Origin of the sequence: Streptomyces inhibens (assembly GCF_003389455.1) — a bacterium.
GTDB lineage: Bacteria > Actinomycetota > Actinomycetes > Streptomycetales > Streptomycetaceae > Streptomyces > Streptomyces inhibens.
Window position 1 is genome coordinate 1 of the sequence record NZ_QUAC01000083.1, and the last position, 19,614, is coordinate 19,614.

The window sequence follows — 19,614 nt, forward strand, 5'->3', positions numbered from 1 at the left end:
AGCGCCGGGCCGGCTCGGCCCGGCACCGTTCGGCGCCGGAGGCCGTGCGCCGCCGCCGGACCAGGATCGGCGCGGCCGCCGCCGTGGTGGTCGTCGCGGCCGGTCTGGGCGGCTGGCTGGCCTCGGGCGACGACGAGCCGGGCGACGCCACACCGGGCGTTCATCGGACGGATCAGGACACCCCGTGACGGTCCGGGCCCGCGGGGTGACCGGCCGGCCGTACTGCGGCCCCGTGGCGCCCGCCCACGACCCGCCGTGGGCCCGGTTCTCCCGGGCCCCGGCAGGATCGACCTGCCGGGGCCGGGTCACGCTGACGGCGGCAGCCGTTAGGCTGGGTGCGTGGCAGTCGTCGATGTATCCGAAGAGCTGAAGTCCCTCTCCTCGACCATGGGGTCGATCGAGGCCGTCCTGGACCTCGACAAGATGAGGGCCGATGTCGCCGTGCTCGAGGAGCAGGCCGCGGCGCCGTCCCTGTGGGACGACCCGGAGAACGCGCAGAAGATCACCAGCCGGCTGTCCTACCTCCAGGGCCAGGTGCGCCGGGCCGAGGAGCTGCGCGGCCGCGTCGACGACCTGGAGCTGCTCTTCGAGCTCGCCGAGGACGAGGGCGACGAGGACGCCAGGGCCGAGGCCGAGAGCGAGCTGGCCTCCGTCCGCAAGGCGGTCGACGAGCTGGAGGTCCGCACCCTCCTGTCCGGTGAGTACGACGCCCGTGAGGCGCTCGTCAACATCCGCGCCGAGGCCGGTGGCGTGGACGCCGCCGACTTCGCCGAGAAGCTCCAGCGGATGTATCTGCGCTGGGCCGAGCGGCACGGCTACAAGACCGAGCTCTACGAGACCTCGTACGCGGAAGAGGCCGGCATCAAGTCGACCACCTTCGCCGTCCAGGTCCCGTACGCCTACGGCACGCTCTCCGTCGAGCAGGGCACGCACCGCCTGGTGCGCATTTCGCCGTTCGACAACCAGGGCCGCCGCCAGACGTCGTTCGCCGGCGTCGAGGTGCTGCCCGTCGTCGAGAAGACCGACCACGTCGAGATCGACGAATCGGACCTGCGCGTGGATGTGTACCGCTCCTCGGGCCCCGGTGGCCAGGGCGTCAACACCACCGACTCCGCGGTCCGTCTGACGCACCTTCCGACCGGCATCGTCGTCTCCTGTCAGAACGAGCGCTCGCAGATCCAGAACAAGGCGTCCGCGATGAACGTCCTCCAGGCCAAGCTCCTTGAGCGCCGCCGCCAGGAGGAGCAGGCGAAGATGGACGCGCTCAAGGGCGACGGCGGCAACTCCTGGGGCAACCAGATGCGTTCCTACGTCCTGCACCCGTACCAGATGGTCAAGGACCTGCGGACCGAGTTCGAGGTCGGCAACCCCACCTCGGTGCTCGACGGTGACATCGACGGCTTCCTGGAGGCCGGAATCCGCTGGCGCAAGCAGCAGGAGAAGTAGCGGGCCCGTCCCCTCCGCACGTGAAACAACTGCCTCCTTTGGGGAGGCAGTTGTATTTTGCCGTGGCGATTTGGTCACAGTCGTATGTCCATGTACCGCCCAACTCCCAGTAATTCGGGCATCGAGCCTTTATTCGACCTTGACGATGTTGGCCGAACTGGGAAGGCTGGGCGCGGCATGCGTATGTCTGGGGCGCGTGTATGAACGGGGAAATGAGTGGCCTGCCCGCAGTGCGGGGCCGAAACTCGCGTACCCCCAACGGCTCGTCGCCCCGTACAGCGGTGCTCCAACGACGAGTTCAGCTACTGGGGGTAGCAGTACATGACGAAGAAGACGCGGCTGCGCGTAGCGCGCATTGCGGCCGGTGCGGTGATCGCGGCCGGTGCGTCGCTCACCGCTGCTGGCGCGGCCTCCGCCGCCAGCCCGGGTGACGCCCCGGGCCAGGACGGCGGCATTATCGGCGGCATCATTGGCGGCATCATCGGCGGCGGTGACTCCGGCGGTGACTCCAGCGGCGGCGACACCGTCGGCACCACCGACGGCGGTGAAACCGTCGGCCAGGTCGGCGGCGACACCACCGGCGGCGAGATCGGTGGGGACTCCGGCGGCGAGATCGGTGGCGACACCACCGGTGGCGAGACCACGGGTGGCGAGACCACCGGCGGTCAGACCACGGGTGGCGAGACCACCGGTGGCGAGACCACGGGTGGGCACTCCACCGGCGGTCAGACCACCGGCGGCGAGACCACGGGTGGGCACTCCACCGGCGGTCAGACCACCGGCGGCGAGACCACGGGTGGGCACTCCACCGGCGGTCAGACCACCGGCGGCGAGACCACGGGTGGGCACTCCACCGGCGGCCAGACCACGGGTGGCCAGACCACGGGTGGGCACTCCACCGGCGGCCAGACCACCGGTGGCCACAGCACCGGCGGTGACTCCACCGGCGGTGACTCCACCGGCACCGGCACCGACAACGAGGGCTCCAAGCCGATCGAGCAGCCCGGCCAGGGCAAGGAGCAGATCGCTGACACGCCCGGTCAGGCCAAGCAGCAGGCGAAGGGCGGGGAGCTGGCGGAGACCGGTTCCTCCGGCACCACCGTCCTGCTCATCGGCGCGGCGACGATGATCGCGGGCGGTGTGGGCTTCCGTATGCTGCCCCGTCTGATCAACAAGAACGGCGGCGGCGCGGCAGCGGCCTGACGCTGACGTGACACCACAAGGGGCCCGGGACGCAGCAGCGTCCCGGGCCCCTCGGCGTTCGTGGCACCCGGCTGCCGCCAGGGCGGCGCTCGGGCGGCTTCCTATCGGCGTCAGGCGGCCTGGTGGAGCAGTACACCGACCGCGATCAGCACGATCATCAAAGCCACCAGCATCGCTGGGCTGAGCTGGGCGAACATACNTCGGGCGGCTTCCTATCGGCGTCAGGCGGCCTGGTGGAGCAGTACACCGACCGCGATCAGCACGATCATCAAAGCCACCAGCATCGCTGGGCTGAGCTGGGCGAACATACCGCCCGCTTGCTGCTGGAGCCGTTCTCTGTTCGCCCGGCAGACAGGGCAGCGGCCCTCGCTCACAGGGGCCGCGCAGTTGGCGCACACCAGTCGGTCGTACGTCATGCGACCTCCTTCTCCACTGCACCAACGCACCGGAAGGCGCATTGGTTCCCTCTTCCACTGTGCCAGCTCCAAGACGGAACGGCGCGCCCCGCGGAATTGTGCGCCCTTTTGTCCCGTAGGTGCCGTGAATAAACGCACCAACCCCCTACGGCGACTACGCCGCCGTGCGAGGTTCGCGTATGGTCACGCACACCGACGGGAGCCGCAACTCGGCAACCCGTGCCCCTATCCAGGTCGACCGTGGTGCATCAGTGATCCGATTCGACAACGTCTCCAAGACCTACCCGAAGCAGAACCGCCCTGCACTCAGGGACGTCTCGCTCGAAATCGAGCGCGGCGAGTTCGTCTTCCTGGTGGGCTCCTCGGGCTCCGGTAAGTCCACCTTCCTGCGGCTGCTGCTGCGCGAGGAGCGCGCCAGCCATGGCGCCGTGCACGTACTCGGCAAAGACCTCGCGAAGCTGTCCAACTGGAAGGTCCCGCAGATGCGGCGCCAGGTGGGCACGGTCTTCCAGGACTTCCGGCTGCTCCCCAACAAGACCGTGGGGCAGAATGTCGCCTTCGCCCTTGAGGTCATCGGCAAGCCGCGTGGCCAGATCCGCAAGACGGTCCCCGAGGTCCTCGAACTCGTCGGCCTCGGCGGCAAGGAAGACCGTATGCCGGGCGAACTCTCCGGCGGTGAGCAGCAGCGCGTTGCGATCGCGCGGGCCTTCGTCAACCGCCCGATGCTGCTCATCGCGGACGAGCCCACCGGCAACCTCGACCCGCAGACCTCCGTCGGCATCATGAAGCTGCTGGACCGGATCAACCGGACCGGTACGACGGTGGTCATGGCCACGCACGATCAGCAGATCGTCGACCAGATGCGCAAGCGGGTCATGGAACTTGAGAAGGGCCGGCTCGTACGCGACCAGTCGCGCGGCGTGTACGGCTACCAGCACTGAAAGGACGCCATGCGCGCCCAGTTCGTCCTGTCGGAGATTGGCGTCGGTCTCCGCCGAAATCTCACGATGACCGTCGCCGTCATCGTCTCGGTAGCCCTCTCGCTGGGCCTGTTCGGCGCCTCGCTGCTGATGCGCGACCAGGTCAGCACGATGAAGGGCTACTGGTACGACAAGGTCAACGTCTCCATCTTCTTCTGCAACAAGAACGACGCCGAATCCGGCAACTGCGCCAAGGGCGCGGCCACTCAGCAGCAGAAGAACGAGATCAAGGCCGAGCTCGACCGGCTGCCGATCGTGCAGAAGCCGGTGGTGTACGAGTCCAGCGACCAGGCGTACAAGCACTACAAGGAGCAGTTCGGCGACACGCCCGTCGCCGGACTGGTGACGCCCGACCAGCTTCCGGAGTCCTTCCGCGTCAAGCTCAAGGACCCGACGAAGTACGCCGTCATCAAGTCGGCGTTCTCCGAACGCCCCGGCGTCCAGGAGGTGCAGGACCAACGGGACACCGTTGAGCCGCTGTTCAACCTCCTCAACGGCATGAACATCGCCGCGCTGTGTGTGATGGGGCTGATGCTCGTCGTTGCGCTGATGCTGATCGTCAACACCGTCCGGGTGTCGGCGTTCAGCCGGCGGCGGGAGACCGGGATCATGCGGCTGGTGGGAGCGTCCAGCTTCTACATCCAGATGCCGTTCATCCTGGAGGCCGCCATCGCGGGCCTGCTCGGCGCCACCTTCGCGTGTGTGCTGATCGTCGGCGGCAAGTACGTCCTCATCAACAACTGGCTGGCGAAGAAGATCCAGGTGATCAACTTCATCGGCTGGGACTCGGTGGCCGCGGTCCTCCCGCTGGTCCTCCTGATCGGGCTGCTGATGCCCGCGCTCGCCGCGTTCTTCGCGCTGCGCAAGTACCTCAAGGTGTGAGCTTTGCCAAGGGGCGCCGTACGGTCAACTCGCCGTACGGCGCCCTTTTGTCCCCTAGACTCACCGCCATGTCGGGCCCGTGTTCGTACGACCGGCCCCGCCGCATTCGCCGCGGGGCGGCCCTGACGTTGTTCCTCGCGGGCGTGCTCGCCACCGGTGCGGCGACCGGCACTTGGAGCGACCGGGCCGAGGGCGCCGCGCAGCGGACCGCCAGGGACCGTACGGCTTTCGGGGCGCACACCCCCGAATCCGCCACCGCGGACCGCGCGGCCGTCGAACGGGCCGCTTCCGAGGCCATCGCGGACGGCAAGTCCGGTGCGCAGGCCGCCGCCGACGTCGTCAGCCGCAGCGGCGACCGCTGGTCGACGATCTACACGCCGGGCGAGTTCGAGGACTTCCAGGAGCAGCTGGACGGCGCCTACGTCGGCGTCGGGCTGTGGGTACGGCAGGTGGCCGGCGGCCGGACCGAGGTGTCCCGGGTCCAGCCCGGCGGCCCCGCGGCCCGGGCCGGTATCGCCGTGGGCGACAGGCTGCGCGCCGTCGACGGCCTGACCACCCGGGGCCGGCCGGTCACCGAGATCGTCGCCCGGTTGCGCGGTGACGTCCCCGACGGCTCCTGGGGTCGCGCCGCCGGCGCCGGCACCCCCGTGGAGCTGGACCTCCAGCGCGGCGCCCGGCACTGGACCACGACCCTGCACCGCACCCGCCTCAGAACCCGGAACGTCGTCACCGACCGGCCGGCCGGCGCCCACGGCCCGACCCGGGTCAAGATCGCCGCGTTCGCCAAAGGCACCGGCGACGCGGTCCGCCGGGCGGTGCGCCGCGCCTCCCCGCACGGCGGCCTGCTGCTCGATCTGCGCGGCAACACCGGCGGCCTGGTCACCGAGGCCGTCGCCACCGCCTCCGCCTTCCTCGACGGCGGCCTGGTCACCACGTACGACGTACGCGGAAGCCAGCGCGCCCTGTACGCCGAGCGGGGCGGCAACACCCGCCTCCCACTGGTCGTCCTCGTCGACGGCGGCACGATGAGCGCCGCCGAGCTGCTGGCCGGCGCCCTCCAGGACCGCGGCCGGGCGGTCGTCGTCGGCTCCCCGACCTTCGGCAAGGGTTCGGTGCAGATGCCCAGCGAGCTGCCGGACGGCTCGGTGGCCGAGCTGACCGTCGGCCACTACCGCACTCCGTCCGGCCGGACCGTCGACGGCGCCGGCATCACCCCCGACCTGGTGGTCGAGGATCATGCCGAAAAACGGGCTCGCACAGTATTGAGTGGCCTCGGGACCGGTGCTTAGTGCGAAAATGGCGACACTATGAGCAAGCAGACCAAGGACAAGGACAAGACGCCCGGGCGCAAGCTCGTGGCGCAGCACAAGAAGGCGCGGCACGACTACCACATTCTGGACACCTATGAGTGTGGCCTGGTGCTGAGCGGCACCGAGGTGAAGTCGCTGCGACAGGGCCGGGCGTCGCTGGTGGACGGATTCGTCCAGATCGACGGCAATGAGGCCTGGCTGCACAACGTACACATCCCCGAATACGCGCAGGGAACGTGGACGAACCACGCGGCCCGGCGCAAGCGCAAGCTGCTGATGCACCGCGCCGAGATCGACAAGCTGGAGTCCAAGAGCCAGGAGTCGGGGCACACGATCGTGCCGCTGGCCCTCTATTTCAAGGACGGCCGGGCCAAGGTCGAGATCGCCCTGGCCAAGGGCAAGAAGGAGTACGACAAGCGGCAGACGCTCCGCGAGCAGCAGGACCGCCGTGAGACGGACCGGGCGGTCTCGGCGGCCAGGCGGCGGCAGCGGGCCTGAGCGCGGCCCGGCAGGAATACGCTGGCAACTTCGTCCGTTGTTCACGTACGATGGCAAGGCACCCCAGGAGGGGTGCAGGTACCACCTTGATAAAAAAACATGGGGATGATCGGTTTCGACAGCGGATGTCGAAGCAGGGGAAGCGAGTCGAGGAAGCGGCAATGATCTCGTTAACCATATGTCGCAACCAATAATCGCCAATACCAAGCGCGATTCCTTCGCCCTCGCTGCCTAAGTAGCGACTTGCGAAGTGTCAGCCCGGGGCTGTTCCCGACCCGGATCCTGGCATCAGCTAGGGAACTAAACTTCTAGACCCGGTCACGGGGCCTAGGAGGAAATCAAACAGTGGCTGGGCCCGTCGGAGACTTGTTCGCGTGATCTCCGGGGCCGAGAAAATCGCAGCGAACTGCACTCGGAGAAGCCCTGATTCTGCACCGTTGGACGCGGGTTCGATTCCCGCCATCTCCACTCATCCCATGTAAGCCGTTGCCCCGCGAGACTCTCGCGGGGCAGCGGCTTTTTTGCTGCGGGTCACCAGGGTGATCGCGACGGCGAGGGCAGCCGCCGTGGCGGGGACCGTGTAGGCGGTGCCGGGCCCGGTCAGGTGTTCCACGGCCCAGCCGCCCGCTGCCGAGCCGGCCGCGATGCCGCCCAGCAGGGCCGTCACGGCGAGCGTCATCCCCTCGTTCAGCTGGCCCGCGGGCGTGCGGGACTGGACCAGGCCCATGCCGGTGACCATGGTCGGTGCGGTGGCCATACCGGCCGCCAGGAGGGCGACGGCCAGCGCCGCCGGGCTTCCGGCCGAGGCGGCGAGCAGGGGCAGCAGCATCAGGGCGGCCATTGCGCCGACGCAGGTCAGGAAGCGGCGGTGGGTACGGCCCGCCGGGGGCAGCAGGCCGTAGAGCAGTCCGGCCGCGCAGGAGCCGGCCGCCTGGAGGGCCAGCATGCCGCCCGCGGCGGAGCGGATGCCGTGGTCGTCGGCGTAGGCGATCGTCACCACCTCCAGCGAGCCGAAGATCGCGCCGGTGCAGAGGAAGGTGATCAGGAGGGGTGGGAGGCCGGGGACGCGCAGGGGCGAGCGGGTGGGGGCATGGGCCGCCGTCCGGGCGGCCACCGGGGGTTCGGTGCGGCGCTGGGCCGCGAAGAGCAGCACACCGGTCAGCAGCAGCGCCGCGGCCACCGCCGTACCCGCCTCCGGGAAGAGCGTGGTGCACAGCAGCGTGGCGAGCACCGGGCCGAGCATGAAGCACAGCTCGTCCGCGGCCTGTTCGAAGGAGTTGGCGGTGTGCCGGGCGGCCGGATCGTCGCTGAAGAGGTGTGCCCAGCGGGCGCGGGACATCCCGCCGGTGTTGGGGGTGGTGGCGGTGGCGGCGTACGAGGCGAAGAGGGTCCAGGCGGGCGCGTCGTAGCGGACGCACAGGAGGAGCGAGAGGGAGCCGAGGACGGCGAGCACGGTGGCCGGGACCGCGATACGGGACTGGCCGTAGCGGTCGATCAGCCGGGCGGTCCACGGCCCGACCAGCGCCGTTGCCGCAAGTCCCGTGGCGGTGACCGCCCCGGCCAGCGCGTAGGAGCCACGCGAGCCGGCGATCATCAGGACCGCGCTGATGCTGAGCATCCCCATGGGCAGGCGGGCCAGCAGATTGGCGGCGGTGAAGGCGCGGGTGCCGGGGACGGCGAAGATCCGGCGGTAGGGGGCGAACGGGCCGCGGCGGGCGCGGCGGCGCGGGGCGGGGCGTACTGGCGGGGAGGTCACGGGCCGGGCGGCGAGGAAGAGGATCATGTCTCTACGGTCGTGGCTGCCCCCACCGGCCGTCCAACACCTGATCAGCCCCCATTCACGCATCTGGATTGTCATCGCGTCGCGCCGCTGGACACTGCCAGGATGGCACGATGCCGTACGACATCGATCCGCGTCTGCTCCGCGCGTTCACCGCCGTCGCCGACGAGCTGCACTTCACCCGGGCCGCCGCCCGGCTGTACGTCGCCCAGCAGGCCCTGAGCCGCGATATCCGCCGGCTGGAGCGGGAGTTGGGCGCCACGCTGTTCGTGCGGAGCACCCGCCGGGTCGCGCTGACGGCCGACGGGGAGCGGCTGCTGCCGTACGCGCGGCGGGTGTTGACCGCGCAGGACGAGCTGACCGCCGCGTTCCGGCCGGTCCCCGAGCGGCCGCTGCTGGTCGATGTCGGGGTTCCCATCGGCACCGCCCACGGGGTGCTGGAGGCGGCCAGGGGCCGGGTGCCGGACAGCTGTGAGCTGGTCGCCCGCTTCCACAGCGGGCTGACGGGTGCGGCGGCCGAGGTGGCGGCCGGGCGGCTCGATGTCTCCTTCGGCCGTGTCGCGGCGCTGCCGGCGGGCGTGCGGGCCGGTCTCGACCATCAGCCGGTCCGGCTGGAGCCGATGGCGGTACTGCTGCGCGACGATCATCCGCTGGCCGCACGGCCCGCCGTCCCGCTCGCGGAGCTGGCCGGCGAGACGCTCTATGCGGCCGCCGGCAATCCGCAGACCGCGGAGTGGACGGACCTGGCCGAGCGGCTCTTCGCGGGGCGCGGCATCGCGATGGCCGAACCGTTCCCGGAGATCGAGGGTTCGCAGGAGTTCGTACGGGTGGTGCGCAAGCAGGGGTGGTCGGTGCTGGCGAGCGTGGAGTTCATCGAGGTGCCGGGGATGGTGCTGCGGCCGATCGTGGACCCCGTACCGCTGTCGCCCATATCGATGGTGTGGCGGCGCGGGCTGCGGCATCCGGGGCTGGAAGCGCTGCGGGCGGCCGCACGGGAACTGGGCGAGCGGCACGCCTGGTCGGCGCTGCCCGGGAGCGCATGGTGGCTCCCGGAGGCGGATGCGCGGGTGATGGGGGTGCGCGGGTGAGGGCCCGGCGCTGATCGACTTACGGAAGAAGGTACGGCCGCACAGGCAACCTCGGGCGCGCGAAAGCTTTCCTTAACGGCAGGGACTCGTGTGTCGAACGAACAGGGGGAGTCGTGCAACGGCGTTCACGTCTTGCGGTGGTGTCGGCCGCGCTGACCATATCCGTCATGGCGGGCCTGGCCCTGACGGCCTGCGGCTCACCGCGGATGGCGGCACTGCACGCCAACTGCACGACCAAGGGCCTGCGGTGGAAGCTCACCGTCCTGAAGAGGAAGCCGCACACCAAGCACCGCGAGGCCCGGCTGTCCATCGTCAACACGGGCTCCGGCCCGTGTGTGTTCCGCGGCTTCCCGGTCGTCGAGGTCCACCTCGGCAAGGCGACCGAGTCCGATGGCGAAGGCCATGGCCGGGCCCTGCCGATAGACCTGCGGCGCGGCGGCAAGATCACGACCGGCCTGCGCTACAAGGACTGTCCCAAGGACGCGCCGTTGAGCGACCCCATGGCCGTCACCAACGACCTCGCCGTGGTGTCCGCCCCGCACGACTACCCGGGCCGGCAGGCGGTCGCGGCACGGGACGAGGCGGGCAAGCGCCTGTCGATGTACATCTGCGCGGAAAAGATATGGATGGACCCGCCACGGGAAGCGGCCGAGTAGCCCCGGTTACGGGCCTGTTGTGGCGGCAGCGGTACGTGCGGCGAACGAGGTGAACGAGGCCCAGACACCCGGCGAGAAGTCGAGGTGCGGGCCTTGGGGGTCCTTGGAGTCGCGGACGTGGATGGTGGTGGGGTGGGCTGACACCTCTACGCAGTTGCCGCCTTGTTCGCTGCTGTGGCTGGACTTGTGCCAGGTGTAGGCGACTTCTAGGCAGGCGCCGCCCTCGCTGCCGCTGTAGCTGGACTTGAACCACGTCAGATGGGTCATCGCTCTCCTAGCAGCCGGTCCAGCAGGCCCATGGTTTCCTCTGCGTCGAGGGCCTGCATTCGCAGCATTCCATATTTCTGAGCGAGGATGCTGACCTCGTCGGCGTCGGAAGTCAGCTCGCTGCTGCGTTGCGCCTCGGTATAGGCGAGGTGCTGGTGGTCGGCGGTTTCCAGCAGTACGAACGGTCCGTCGAGCCCGGCGTGATGCTCTCGCTTCAGTGGCAGGACCTGAACGGATACGCCGGTGAGTTCCGCGCACTGACGCAGGTGGGAGATCTGGCCCCGCATGATCTCGCGGCCCCCGATGTTGCTCAGCACGGTGGCCTCGGAGATGACGAAGCTGGCGGTGACGGGGTTCGTCTTGTGCAGGATCTGCTGGCGTTCCAGTCGGTCCGTGACGCTCTGCTCGACCTTCTCCTCGCTGAGGTGCGGGATTTTGCTGCGGAACGTGGCGCGCGCGTAGTCCTCGGTCTGCAGTAGGCCAGGGATGACACCGTTCTCGTACCAGCCGAGCGAGAGGGCCTGCCGCTCATAGGCCATGAAATCCTCCGCCCAGATCGGATACTTCTCCTTCGGAGGCAGCTTCGCCACCCCCGTCGCCAGCGCCCCGCCCGTGTTCAGGAGCTGGTCGAACTCGGTCGCCAGATGCGGCATCAGGGCCCGCCTGCCCTGTTCGATGGAGGCGATGGTCTCCTCGGACGCGGTGCTTCGTTCCCCGAGGCCGCGCTGGGTGAGGCCGGCGTTGATGCGGAACAGCGCCAGCTGTGCACCGATGACTTCCATCGCTGCGGAGTGCCGGTTCTTGGGCTTCTTTCGCGGCTGCATGGCGTTCCACTCCCCGTACTTGGGCGCCTGTGACCGTATGTCCACCCGTACTCACCAGGAGTACGGATTCACGCACTGTGCAGCGTAGTTACACACTGCGACCGTCACTGCGTGAACGCAAAGATTCAACTGACCGGCCTCGGGGCGAGGGGCGTGTACTACAACCGTTGGACAGCTGTTTTACGCGGCGTTAATCTGTCCTGTATGGCAGCGACGATAGGGTTTCGGCCCACCGAAGAGGATGCGCGGATCATCAAGGACGCCATGCGCGGTGGCGAGGGCACCAGTGACGTGATCCGGCGTGCGCTGCGACTCCTGGAGCGTGAGGTATGGCTCTCCCGTGCCCGCAGCGACGCGGAACGCCTGGCCGATGAGGACCTGACAACGGAAGAGGACGCCTGGTGATCCGTGGCGCCGTCTATCGGGTCGACTTCGGCGATGCGAAGCGTGGGCACGAGCAGCGAGGGCGCCGTTTTGGCCTGGTGCTGAGCCCGACATCCATGCCTTGGAGCGTCGCCACCGTTGTCCCGACGTCCACCAGCGCACAGCCCTCGGTGTTCCGGCCCGAGGTCGAACTGGCAGGGACCAGCACGAGGTTTCTGGTCGATCAGATTCGCACGGTGGATACCTCATTCATTCATGGCGATCCCATCCACTATCTCGACCGTGATGAACTCGCCGAAGTCGAACACGCTGTGACGCGTTACCTCGGTCTCTGACGAGGGCCGCCCGCCCCTCACCGCCCCCCGCCGCATCGCGTGAGTGCAAGGTTTCGTACGCGTCACCGGGCGGCACCGTACGGAAACCCGCTGTCCCTAGCGTCGGTGAGCAGGACCCGACCCCTGGGAGGCGCGATGACGGCCGCGGCAGCAGATACCCGTAGCGAAAGCCCTGATGGCAGCTCTGATGGCAGCCCTGATGACACCCCGGTCGGCAGTCGTGGTGAGGGCCGCGTGAGGCGGGGCGGACGGTGGATCGAACACTGGGACCCCGAGGACGAGGGGTTCTGGCAGGAGTCGGGGGAGCGGATCGCGCGGCGCAATCTGGCGTTCTCCGTGCTCTCCGAGCACATCGGGTTCTCCATCTGGAGCCTGTGGTCGGTGATGGTGCTGTTCATGGGGCCCGAGTACGGGGTCGATCCGGCCGGGAAGTTCTTCCTGGTGGCCATGCCGACGCTGGTGGGCGGGGTGCTGCGGGTGCCGTACACCTTCGCGGTGGCGCGGTTCGGCGGGCGTAACTGGACGGTGCTGAGCGCGCTGCTGCTGCTGGTGCCGACCGCGGTGGCGGCGGTGGTGATCGAGCCGGGCACCTCGTACTCGACGTTCATGGTGGTCGCGGCGCTGGCGGGGGTCGGCGGCGGGAACTTCGCCTCGTCGATGACGAACATCAACTCCTTCTTTCCGCTGCGGAAGAAGGGCTATGCGCTGGGGCTGAACGCCGGCGGCGGCAACATCGGTGTGCCGGTGATCCAGCTGCTGGGGCTGCTGGTGATCGGGACGGCGGGGGCCGCGCATCCGCGGATCGTGCTGGCCGTGTACGTACCGCTGATCGTGGTCGCGGCGGTGCTCGCGGCGCTGTTCATGGACAACCTCGGGCCGGTGACGAACGACACCGGGGCGGCCCGGGACGCGGCCAAGGAGCCGCACACCTGGGTGATGTCGCTGCTGTACATCGGCACGTTCGGGTCGTTCATCGGCTACAGCTTCGCGTTCGGGCTGGTGCTGCAGAACCAGTTCGCGCGCACGCCTCTCCAGGCGGCGTCGCTGACGTTCATCGGGCCGCTGCTGGGGTCGTTGATCCGGCCCGTCGGCGGGCGGCTGGCGGACCGGTTCGGCGGTGCCCGGATCACGCTGGGGAACTTCGCGGCGATGGGCCTGGCCACGGGGGTCGTCATCTACGCCTCGGCGGTGCGGTCGCTGCCGGTGTTCCTCGTCGGGTTCATCGCGCTGTTCGTGCTGACGGGGCTCGGCAACGGCTCCACGTACAAGATGATCCCGGGGATCTTCCAGGCCCAGGCGCTGCGGCGCGGGCTGGCGGGGGAGGAGGCCGCGGCGTACGGGCGCCGGCTGTCGGGGGCGGCGATGGGGCTGATCGGGGCGGTGGGCGCGCTCGGCGGGCTGGCCATCAACCTCGCCTTTCGCCAGTCGTTCCTGGTGGCCGGGTCGGGCACGCCGGCGTTTGTGTCGTTCCTGGTCTGCTACGTGGTGTGCGGCGCGGTGACCTGGGCCGTATACCTGCGGCCTGTGGCCCGCGCACGGCGTACGGCGCGGGTGGAGACGGGCGAGACGGCCGCGGCCGCCGAGCGGCGGCCGGTTTACGCGGAGGTGTGAGGCGGCGGGGGCAGGTGCGGCGGCCGCGTCCGGGCCGCCGCACAGCCCTCGGCCCCCCGGCGCCGTAACCGTGGGGAAATACTGGAGGACCGGGCCTGTCACGTGCCGTTGGCACGGTGGGCACCTTGGCACTCCGTGCCGCCCGAGCCGCGGCGGTACGGGAGCAGGATGCTGCACAACCACTCTGGGCGGAGCGGGACCATGCACGATCACCAGCAGGAGCACGGCGGGCAAGTACGGACGGAGCCGGGGACGGGACTGGCCGTCCGGCCGCTGGACGGGTTCACCGTCGGGGTCACCGCGGCCCGGCGGGCCGAGGAGCTGGGCGCGCTGCTGGAGCGGCGGGGCGCACAGGTGCTGCACGCGCCCGCGCTGCGCATCGTGCCGCTGCCGGACGACACCGAGCTGCTCGCGGTGACCCGGGACCTGATAGACCACGCCCCCGATGTCGTCGTGGCCACCACCGCCATCGGGTTCCGTGGCTGGATCGAGGCCGCGGAGGGGTGGGGGCTCGGTGAGGCGCTGCTGGACCGGCTGACCGGGGTGGAGCTGCTGGCGCGCGGGCCGAAGGTGCGCGGCGCGATCCGGGCGGCCGGGCTGACCGAGAAGTGGTCACCGGCCTCCGAGTCGATGGCCGAGGTGCTGGACCGGCTGCTGGAGGAGGGCGTCTCCGGGCGCCGGGTGGCCCTTCAGCTGCACGGGGAGCCGCTGCCGGGGTTCGTGGAGGCGTTGCGGGCCGACGGCGCGGAGGTCGTCGGCGTCCCGGTGTACCGCTGGATGCCGCCGGAGGACATCGGGCCGGTCGACCGGCTGCTGGACGCGGTGGTCGCGGGCGGCCTGGACGCGGTGACCTTCACCAGCGCGCCGGCCGCGGCGTCGCTGCTGCGCCGGGCCGAGGAGCGCGGTATCCGGGAGCGGGTGGTGACGGCGCTGCGGCAGGAGGTGCTGCCGGTGTGTGTGGGGCCGGTGACCGCGCTGCCGCTGCAGGCCGAGGACATCCCCACGCTCCAGCCGGAGCGCTTCCGGCTGGGGCCGCTGGTGCAGTTGCTGTGCCGGGAACTGCCCGGCCGGGTACGGCCGTTGCCGGTGGCCGGGCGGCGGATGGAGATCCGCGGGCACGCCGCCGTGGTGGACGGCGCGCTGCGGCCGGTGCCGCCGGCCGGGATGGCGCTGCTGCGTGCGCTGGCCCGCCGTCCCGGCTGGGTGGTCTCCCGCGCGGACCTGCTGCGCGCGCTGCCGGGCGCGGGCCGCGACGAGCATGCGGTGGAGACCGCGATGGCCCGGCTGCGGGTGGCGCTGGGCGCGCCCAAGCTGATCCAGACGGTCGTCAAGCGCGGGTACCGGCTGTCGCTCGACCCGCATGCGGACACCGACAAGTACGGCGGCGCGTAGTAGGGCGTTGTTAGGTGGTGTCGTAGGGCTGCCAGGGGGTGGGTTGGTGGCAGGTGGGGCAGGTGCCGGTCCAGGTGGCCAGGACTCGACCTGCGCGCCACGACCCTCACCACCCAGATCGCCGCGCTCGTCCGCGACGCCGGAACCACCACGACGGGCATCGACGACCGTGCCCAACTGCTTCGCACCGAGGCTCGCCTCGCCGGCCTGGCCTCAGCGGAAGCGACGATGGAGTTGGCCCTGTGCTTCCGTCACACCGTCCGCGACCCCCACGACGGGATCGCCGCCACCATTGGCAGGCTGCGGGAGCTGACCCGGGAGGGCCACTACGCCTACTACGTCGACATCGCCCGTTTCATGGCCGCCCTCCCGCTCGATGTGCGCTACTCAGCGCGCTGGATCGCCGGCCAGCAGGCCACCCGGGAGCGGTGACGTGACCTGGCCACCACCCGGCGCGACCGTATGCGCACTGCCCAATAAAGCGCTGCGGCCCCGCCGTACCGACGGGGCCGCAGTTGCGTGGATGCGGTCAAGCGTTGAGGTCCAGGACGCGGACCGGCTCACCATTCCACCGTTTCGGGGCGATTGCCGGGTACCCGCATGCGTCTTGGGGACCTGCCCGCCGGTGCAACCGAACCGGCCGGAAAGCATCTGAAATTTGGCCTGAACCGCGAATGGCTATCACTTTGTGACGGGCGTCACCACTTATTGCTCAGTATCTAACTTGCGCGAACATTAAATTCCTATAAAGTCGGCTCAGTTGACCACGCACGGGGGTGCAATCGCGAGTCAACGCAGCGTTTTCCCTCGTGCGTTTCGATCCATAAGCTCAGGGGGAATTAGATTATGAAACTTCTTTCGAAGAAGGCTGCGCGAGTTGCGGCTGTCGGAGGAGTAGTCCTCGCTGCCATGGGTTCTACGGTAGCCTACGCCGGAACATCCTCGACCGAGTTGAGCAATGGGCGGTTGAGCTTCGAAGCATTCAACGGCCGCGAAAGAAGTCTCCCGGCTAGCAAGTTCTATTCTGCAACGCAGTACAAGAAGACCGGCGGCGGTACCGTCACTGTGGTATTCGGCATGACCACAGAAAAGATTCTCGTGAAGAGCCCCGCCAAGACCGTGAAGAATGGACAGACGGTAGGGCATTCCTGGGGTGGCCGAAGTGTCTCCGACACGGGGGACTGCAGTGCCACTGGCTTCATGAAGTCGGACGGCTCCACGTACTACACACCTCCGGTCAACGGACTCTGCTGATCTAGGGGGTGCACGCAGAATGTCTGATGCCTCTGCAACGCTTCGCCCGGCTTCTCTCCGGAAGGCGCATCGGGTAGCAGGGTATTCATCTTCTGTGTGCACCCCTTCTTTGCTCTCGCCCCCGCTCACCTTGAGAGACACGTACGGTGATTGAAGCCTCCATCAGCGCACTACCCGGCCTGGTCTCGCTATTCGTCGTTGCCACGGTACTGCTTGGCCTGCCGGCGGCCCTGATCGCCGGGGCCAAGAAAAAATCCATCGTTCTGTCACTGTTGTTCGCCGCGACGCTGGCCGGCATCCTCACCGTGACCATGACCCCGGGTAGCAGAGGAGTTGGGCAGGCCCGGGTATGCGACGCCGGCCTGCCCCTTGGTGCCTTCCTCGCCTCTGAGTCGGCGCAGCTGAACTTCCTGCTGTTCGTCCCGGTGTCGGTCACAGCGACCCTGCTCTTCCGTCGCCCGATCAGCGTGGCCGTCGGCTCAGTGGTACTGGCCTTCTCTATCGAGCTTGCCCAGGCGTGGCTTGCGGAAGGTCGTGCCTGTACCTATGACGACATCACCGCGAACGCCATCGGAGGGGTCGGGGGTGTGCTCTGCACTACCGTGTACCTCTGGGTAAAAGAGCGCCAGGCCCCATTCACTCTCAGGGACATCCTGTGGGGCACGGGACTGGCCGCTGTCACTGGAGCGGCACTCACGGCTGCCTTCCATTTCTCCATCACCACCGTTGACGGGGACGCGAGACAGAACCAAGCGCAGCAGAAGTTCCGCGATACCGATCAGCAGGACCAGTGGATGAACCGGACGGTTGTCAAAATCTATGGTCAGCAGACGGAAGTCACGGAAACCGGAATGCAAGAACTGGGGCACGGACGTTGGCGCCTCACCGCTAAGACGGCGCGCGGTGAAATCTCTGCTCTCTGGCCGGACCGTAAGCTCGAAAGTGTGTGGTCAAAGAACAATAAGGATGATGGCGGAAATCTGACCGACGTGGAGATGAAGGCAGCGGCAGAACGCTTCGGGAAAGAATGGTTTCCGGACGAGACGGCAGGATCGAGAACAAACTTCAGGGCAGTCGCAGAGCAGCGCGGAGCGCATCTCCTTAACTATCGCCGCTACGTCCACGGGGTCATGATGCCGATGCGTGTGGACATCATCGTCACGACGTCAGGCCGCATTATGGGAGTCACGGCACAGACCACCGCTGACCCCTCCCTGCCAAAGGCGACGGTCACAAAGAAGGAAGCCAAAAAGCTGGCAGAACAGGCATCGGATCGAACTGAGGCAGACCCTGTCTCACTTCTCGCCCGGCGAGTCAGTGGAAGCTGGCGACCTGTATGGATGATCGGCCTGAAGGCGCACGGTTCTGATGAAAACACCGAAACAATGTTCCTCGATGCAGTGACCGGAAAGCGGGTACAGCCCCAGAATTCCGAAGCACCACTTCCTGGGCAGACCGGCAAAGCTAACCTGTGATGACGAAAGTTTCGGCAGGCTCAGCGCGGCTTGAATGCTGAGCCTGCCAGCAGCGACGCCAAAATGCTGCTGAAACCAAGATCGGGAGTACGACGCTGAAAAGCGCCACGGGCCAGGACGCTCGGATCGCTGGTTCCAGCGAACAGACTCCCAGCCACGACAGGTACCCGCCTTGCGTGAAGACCAGGACCTCACCGGGGCACTCAGCAGCCTCGGTGACGAGCTGCGCTTCGGCCGCCACGACAGTGCCGGGGCCGGTGGGCGCGGGCTCCACCTCGCTGGTGCCGAGTTCGAAGTAGGCGGTACCGCACCCGCATGTGCAGCGCGCTCGGACGCTGAGGTGCGGAACCTGCCTTCGGAGCGCGACATGAACCGGATTGTCCGTTTCCGGGGCTACGGCAAGCACGGGTAGGGCGTGTCCGCCGGACCGGCCCCGGAGGCTCAGGTCGGGTTGTTGACCCGGATCTTGGACTGGCCGTGCGGGCGCTTCTCCCAGTCGTCCATGAAGCGGGCCTCCAGCCCGTGCTTGCGGGCCAGTTGCAGCAGGGTGTCGGTCCGGTAGTAGAAGTCCTCGCGCAGCACCTGGTGTTCGGTGCCCTCGGTGCGGTCGAAGGTGAAGTCGAAGAAGCCGCCGGGGGCCAGGATCCGGCCGACATGGGCGAGGCATTCGTCGATGACGTCGAGCGGTGAGTGCGAGAAGACGCTGTGCGCGTGGACGACGTCGAAGTGGGCGGTCGGCAGGAACTCCAGCTTGAGGTCCTGGGTGATCGTCAAGTGCGGGAGCTTGTCCTGTAGTTCGTAGGTCGTCAGGGTGCGCTTCGCGGCTATCAGGATGTCCGGTGAGATGTCGATGCCGTAGTAGTTGCCGGCGTCCAGGTGGGAGATGAAGCGCCAGCCGGCGCGCAGATTGCCGCAGCCGATGTCCAGCATCCGGTGGCCGGGCTTCAGACCGTGTTCGGCCAGGTAGTCGAACTGCATCTCGCCCAGCGCCAGCCAGCGGTCGTGGCTGCGGCTGCCGACCGCGGCCTCCGGGTTGCGCCCGGCGTCGGAGGCCATCACCGCCCGGTAGTACGCGACATGGTCGGGGTGCTTGAGGCGCAGCCAGGTGTCGCGGGCGGTGCGCTTGACGTACGGGGTGACTTTGGCCGGGTTACGGACCGCGTAGCCGATTTTGTGGGTCAGGCTGGCGCGGTTCGTGAGCAGGGACTTGCGCGACATGGAGACCTTCGTCCTGGAGGGGCAGCGAGCGCTACGACAGGGGCGGCGCGGTGCGCAGGAGCCCGCGGGCCGCCCACGTCGCGGACTATACATCAGCTGTATACGCACGGCGTCTACTGCCCGTGTCTACGCACGGTGTCTACGGCGGATGCCCGCGCGGAGTGGCGGCCTCCGGAGGGTTCCGGCCGGCTCGTGCGCCGGGCACTCTGGGAGCACACGCGTTTGGTCCCTAAGGAGTGACAGGCACATGGCGGCGCCTTGCGACCTGCGGTTCGACTGCGGGCGGATCTGCCTGGACCTGGTGGCCACCACCGGCGGCGCCCCCGCCGAACGGCTCACCGGCCCCGCGCAGCTGTCGGCCTGGCTGGCCGGAGCCGGTCTGGTGCCGCACGACGCCCCGCTGGACGGCGTCGACGGCCGCTGGGTCGCCCGCTTCCGGGCGCTGCGCGCGCTGCTGTGCCGTGTGGTGCACGACGAACTGCGGGGCCGGGCGGCCGACGCCGACCTGGCGCTGCTCAACTCCGCCGCCGCGGCCGGAGCGCCGCCCGCCCTGCACGCGGTGCGTACCGCGGACGGCGCCCTGGCCGCCGCGCTC

21 protein-coding genes, 1 other RNA gene and 1 pseudogene are annotated in these 19,614 nt (G+C 68.8%); 18 read left to right on the forward strand and 5 right to left on the reverse strand.

All coding sequences use genetic code 11. The features are described 5' to 3' along the window. From DY245_RS11790 to DY245_RS11800, 3 genes and pseudogenes are all read left to right on the forward strand, one after another. Positions 1–188 (forward strand): annotated as a pseudogene (locus tag DY245_RS11790) (serine/threonine protein kinase); the annotation flags it as partial. 151 nt (positions 189–339) lie between these two features. Continuing rightward, positions 340–1,446 (forward strand): peptide chain release factor 2, encoded by a 1,107-nt coding sequence (prfB, locus tag DY245_RS11795; RefSeq protein ID WP_128506419.1) that lies wholly within the window; start codon positions 340–342, stop codon positions 1,444–1,446. A gap of 321 nt (positions 1,447–1,767) precedes the next feature. After that, positions 1,768–2,649 (forward strand): hypothetical protein, encoded by an 882-nt coding sequence (locus tag DY245_RS11800; protein ID WP_128506422.1) that lies wholly within the window; start codon positions 1,768–1,770, stop codon positions 2,647–2,649. Positions 2,650–2,870: 221 nt separating this feature from the next. On the opposite strand, the gene DY245_RS11805 is transcribed toward DY245_RS11800, so the two are convergent. Next, a complete protein-coding gene (locus tag DY245_RS11805; RefSeq protein WP_128506424.1) occupies positions 2,871–3,065 on the reverse strand; it encodes a hypothetical protein in 195 nt (64 codons plus the stop codon). 251 nt (positions 3,066–3,316) lie between these two features. Here DY245_RS11805 and ftsE point away from each other — a divergent pair, with 251 nt between their 5' ends. The 5 genes from ftsE to ssrA all read left to right on the forward strand — a co-directional run bounded on the left by ftsE (position 3,317) and on the right by ssrA (position 7,206). Next, the gene (ftsE, locus tag DY245_RS11810) at positions 3,317–4,006 is read left to right on the forward strand and encodes a cell division ATP-binding protein FtsE (RefSeq protein ID WP_030069385.1); all 690 of its coding nucleotides are present in this window, start codon (positions 3,317–3,319) and stop codon (positions 4,004–4,006) included. A gap of 9 nt (positions 4,007–4,015) precedes the next feature. Next, on the forward strand, positions 4,016–4,927 hold the full coding sequence (gene ftsX, locus DY245_RS11815; protein WP_128506426.1) for a permease-like cell division protein FtsX: 912 nt from the start codon (positions 4,016–4,018) through the stop codon (positions 4,925–4,927). A gap of 68 nt (positions 4,928–4,995) precedes the next feature. Further along, positions 4,996–6,216: a S41 family peptidase gene (locus tag DY245_RS11820; RefSeq protein WP_128506428.1), complete on the forward strand. Its 1,221-nt coding sequence runs from the start codon at positions 4,996–4,998 to the stop codon at positions 6,214–6,216. An 18-nt stretch (positions 6,217–6,234) separates the two neighbouring features. Beyond that, positions 6,235–6,735: an SsrA-binding protein SmpB gene (smpB, locus tag DY245_RS11825; protein WP_128506430.1), complete on the forward strand. Its 501-nt coding sequence runs from the start codon at positions 6,235–6,237 to the stop codon at positions 6,733–6,735. Positions 6,736–6,836: 101 nt separating this feature from the next. Then, positions 6,837–7,206, forward strand: a transfer-messenger RNA (tmRNA) gene (ssrA, locus tag DY245_RS11830). Here ssrA and DY245_RS11835 read toward each other — a convergent pair. Next, the gene (locus DY245_RS11835; protein ID WP_181923636.1) at positions 7,205–8,518 is read right to left on the reverse strand and encodes an MFS transporter; all 1,314 of its coding nucleotides are present in this window, start codon (positions 8,516–8,518) and stop codon (positions 7,205–7,207) included. The two genes, ssrA and DY245_RS11835, sit on opposite strands and share 2 nt — an antisense overlap. A gap of 110 nt (positions 8,519–8,628) precedes the next feature. On the opposite strand from DY245_RS11835, the gene DY245_RS11840 reads away from it, so the two are divergent. Both DY245_RS11840 and DY245_RS11845 read left to right on the forward strand, forming a co-directional pair. Further along, the gene (locus DY245_RS11840) at positions 8,629–9,603 is read left to right on the forward strand and encodes a LysR family transcriptional regulator (protein WP_128506432.1); all 975 of its coding nucleotides are present in this window, start codon (positions 8,629–8,631) and stop codon (positions 9,601–9,603) included. Between the two features lie 167 nt (positions 9,604–9,770). Further along, a complete protein-coding gene (locus DY245_RS11845; RefSeq protein WP_128506453.1) occupies positions 9,771–10,259 on the forward strand; it encodes a DUF4232 domain-containing protein in 489 nt (162 codons plus the stop codon). Between the two features lie 6 nt (positions 10,260–10,265). On the opposite strand, the gene DY245_RS11850 is transcribed toward DY245_RS11845, so the two are convergent. Next, complete coding sequence (locus DY245_RS11850) at positions 10,266–10,526, reverse strand: DUF397 domain-containing protein (RefSeq protein ID WP_128506455.1); 261 nt, start codon at positions 10,524–10,526, stop codon at positions 10,266–10,268. Continuing rightward, a complete protein-coding gene (locus tag DY245_RS11855; protein ID WP_244942991.1) occupies positions 10,523–11,350 on the reverse strand; it encodes a helix-turn-helix domain-containing protein in 828 nt (275 codons plus the stop codon). Before DY245_RS11855 ends, DY245_RS11850 begins: the two co-directional genes overlap by 4 nt. A gap of 204 nt (positions 11,351–11,554) precedes the next feature. Between DY245_RS11855 and DY245_RS11860 the strand changes: the two genes are divergently transcribed. From DY245_RS11860 to DY245_RS11890, 7 genes are all read left to right on the forward strand, one after another. Then, positions 11,555–11,755, forward strand: coding sequence for a hypothetical protein (locus tag DY245_RS11860; RefSeq protein ID WP_128506457.1), 201 nt, complete (start codon positions 11,555–11,557; stop codon positions 11,753–11,755). Next, positions 11,752–12,069 (forward strand): type II toxin-antitoxin system PemK/MazF family toxin, encoded by a 318-nt coding sequence (locus tag DY245_RS11865; RefSeq protein ID WP_425329372.1) that lies wholly within the window; start codon positions 11,752–11,754, stop codon positions 12,067–12,069. The genes DY245_RS11860 and DY245_RS11865 overlap by 4 nt, the downstream gene beginning before the upstream one ends. 135 nt (positions 12,070–12,204) lie before the next feature. Next, the gene (locus DY245_RS11870) at positions 12,205–13,680 is read left to right on the forward strand and encodes a nitrate/nitrite transporter (RefSeq protein WP_128506461.1); all 1,476 of its coding nucleotides are present in this window, start codon (positions 12,205–12,207) and stop codon (positions 13,678–13,680) included. 201 nt (positions 13,681–13,881) lie between these two features. Continuing rightward, positions 13,882–15,072 (forward strand): uroporphyrinogen-III synthase, encoded by a 1,191-nt coding sequence (locus DY245_RS11875; protein WP_128506463.1) that lies wholly within the window; start codon positions 13,882–13,884, stop codon positions 15,070–15,072. Between the two features lie 228 nt (positions 15,073–15,300). Further along, positions 15,301–15,504 (forward strand): hypothetical protein, encoded by a 204-nt coding sequence (locus DY245_RS11880; RefSeq protein ID WP_128506465.1) that lies wholly within the window; start codon positions 15,301–15,303, stop codon positions 15,502–15,504. Positions 15,505–15,918: 414 nt separating this feature from the next. After that, the gene (locus DY245_RS11885; protein WP_128506467.1) at positions 15,919–16,326 is read left to right on the forward strand and encodes a hypothetical protein; all 408 of its coding nucleotides are present in this window, start codon (positions 15,919–15,921) and stop codon (positions 16,324–16,326) included. A 146-nt stretch (positions 16,327–16,472) separates the two neighbouring features. Continuing rightward, entirely contained in the window at positions 16,473–17,801 is a 1,329-nt protein-coding gene (locus DY245_RS11890; RefSeq protein ID WP_128506469.1) for a VanZ family protein, read from the forward strand. Positions 17,802–18,242: 441 nt separating this feature from the next. Here DY245_RS11890 and DY245_RS11900 read toward each other — a convergent pair whose 3' ends face one another. Beyond that, positions 18,243–19,019 carry a class I SAM-dependent DNA methyltransferase gene (locus DY245_RS11900; protein WP_128506471.1) on the reverse strand — a complete coding sequence of 259 codons (777 nt, stop codon included), beginning with the start codon at positions 19,017–19,019 and terminating at the stop codon, positions 18,243–18,245. Between the two features lie 247 nt (positions 19,020–19,266). Between DY245_RS11900 and DY245_RS11905 the strand changes: the two genes are divergently transcribed. Continuing rightward, a partial coding sequence (locus tag DY245_RS11905) for an ABATE domain-containing protein (protein WP_181923637.1) occupies positions 19,267–19,614 on the forward strand: 348 nt, incomplete at its 3' end.

Excerpts from the sequence above, each read along its gene's own strand:
- DY245_RS11900 (WP_128506471.1), bottom strand. The coding sequence starts at position 19,019 with ATGTCGCGCAAGTCCCTGCTCACGAACCGCGCCAGCCTGACCCACAAA.
- DY245_RS11855 (WP_244942991.1), bottom strand. The coding sequence starts at position 11,350 with ATGCAGCCGCGAAAGAAGCCCAAGAACCGGCACTCCGCAGCGATGGAA.
- ftsX (WP_128506426.1), top strand. The coding sequence starts at position 4,016 with ATGCGCGCCCAGTTCGTCCTGTCGGAGATTGGCGTCGGTCTCCGCCGA.
- DY245_RS11805 (WP_128506424.1), bottom strand. The coding sequence starts at position 3,065 with ATGACGTACGACCGACTGGTGTGCGCCAACTGCGCGGCCCCTGTGAGC.
- DY245_RS11840 (WP_128506432.1), top strand. The coding sequence starts at position 8,629 with ATGCCGTACGACATCGATCCGCGTCTGCTCCGCGCGTTCACCGCCGTC.
- DY245_RS11835 (WP_181923636.1), bottom strand. The coding sequence starts at position 8,518 with ATGATCCTCTTCCTCGCCGCCCGGCCCGTGACCTCCCCGCCAGTACGC.
- smpB (WP_128506430.1), top strand. The coding sequence starts at position 6,235 with ATGAGCAAGCAGACCAAGGACAAGGACAAGACGCCCGGGCGCAAGCTC.
- DY245_RS11800 (WP_128506422.1), top strand. The coding sequence starts at position 1,768 with ATGACGAAGAAGACGCGGCTGCGCGTAGCGCGCATTGCGGCCGGTGCG.
- DY245_RS11820 (WP_128506428.1), top strand. The coding sequence starts at position 4,996 with ATGTCGGGCCCGTGTTCGTACGACCGGCCCCGCCGCATTCGCCGCGGG.
- DY245_RS11860 (WP_128506457.1), top strand. The coding sequence starts at position 11,555 with ATGGCAGCGACGATAGGGTTTCGGCCCACCGAAGAGGATGCGCGGATC.
- DY245_RS11850 (WP_128506455.1), bottom strand. The coding sequence starts at position 10,526 with ATGACCCATCTGACGTGGTTCAAGTCCAGCTACAGCGGCAGCGAGGGC.
- DY245_RS11885 (WP_128506467.1), top strand. The coding sequence starts at position 15,919 with ATGAAACTTCTTTCGAAGAAGGCTGCGCGAGTTGCGGCTGTCGGAGGA.
- DY245_RS11845 (WP_128506453.1), top strand. The coding sequence starts at position 9,771 with ATGGCGGGCCTGGCCCTGACGGCCTGCGGCTCACCGCGGATGGCGGCA.
- DY245_RS11875 (WP_128506463.1), top strand. The coding sequence starts at position 13,882 with ATGCACGATCACCAGCAGGAGCACGGCGGGCAAGTACGGACGGAGCCG.
- DY245_RS11880 (WP_128506465.1), top strand. The coding sequence starts at position 15,301 with ATGGAGTTGGCCCTGTGCTTCCGTCACACCGTCCGCGACCCCCACGAC.
- DY245_RS11870 (WP_128506461.1), top strand. The coding sequence starts at position 12,205 with ATGACGGCCGCGGCAGCAGATACCCGTAGCGAAAGCCCTGATGGCAGC.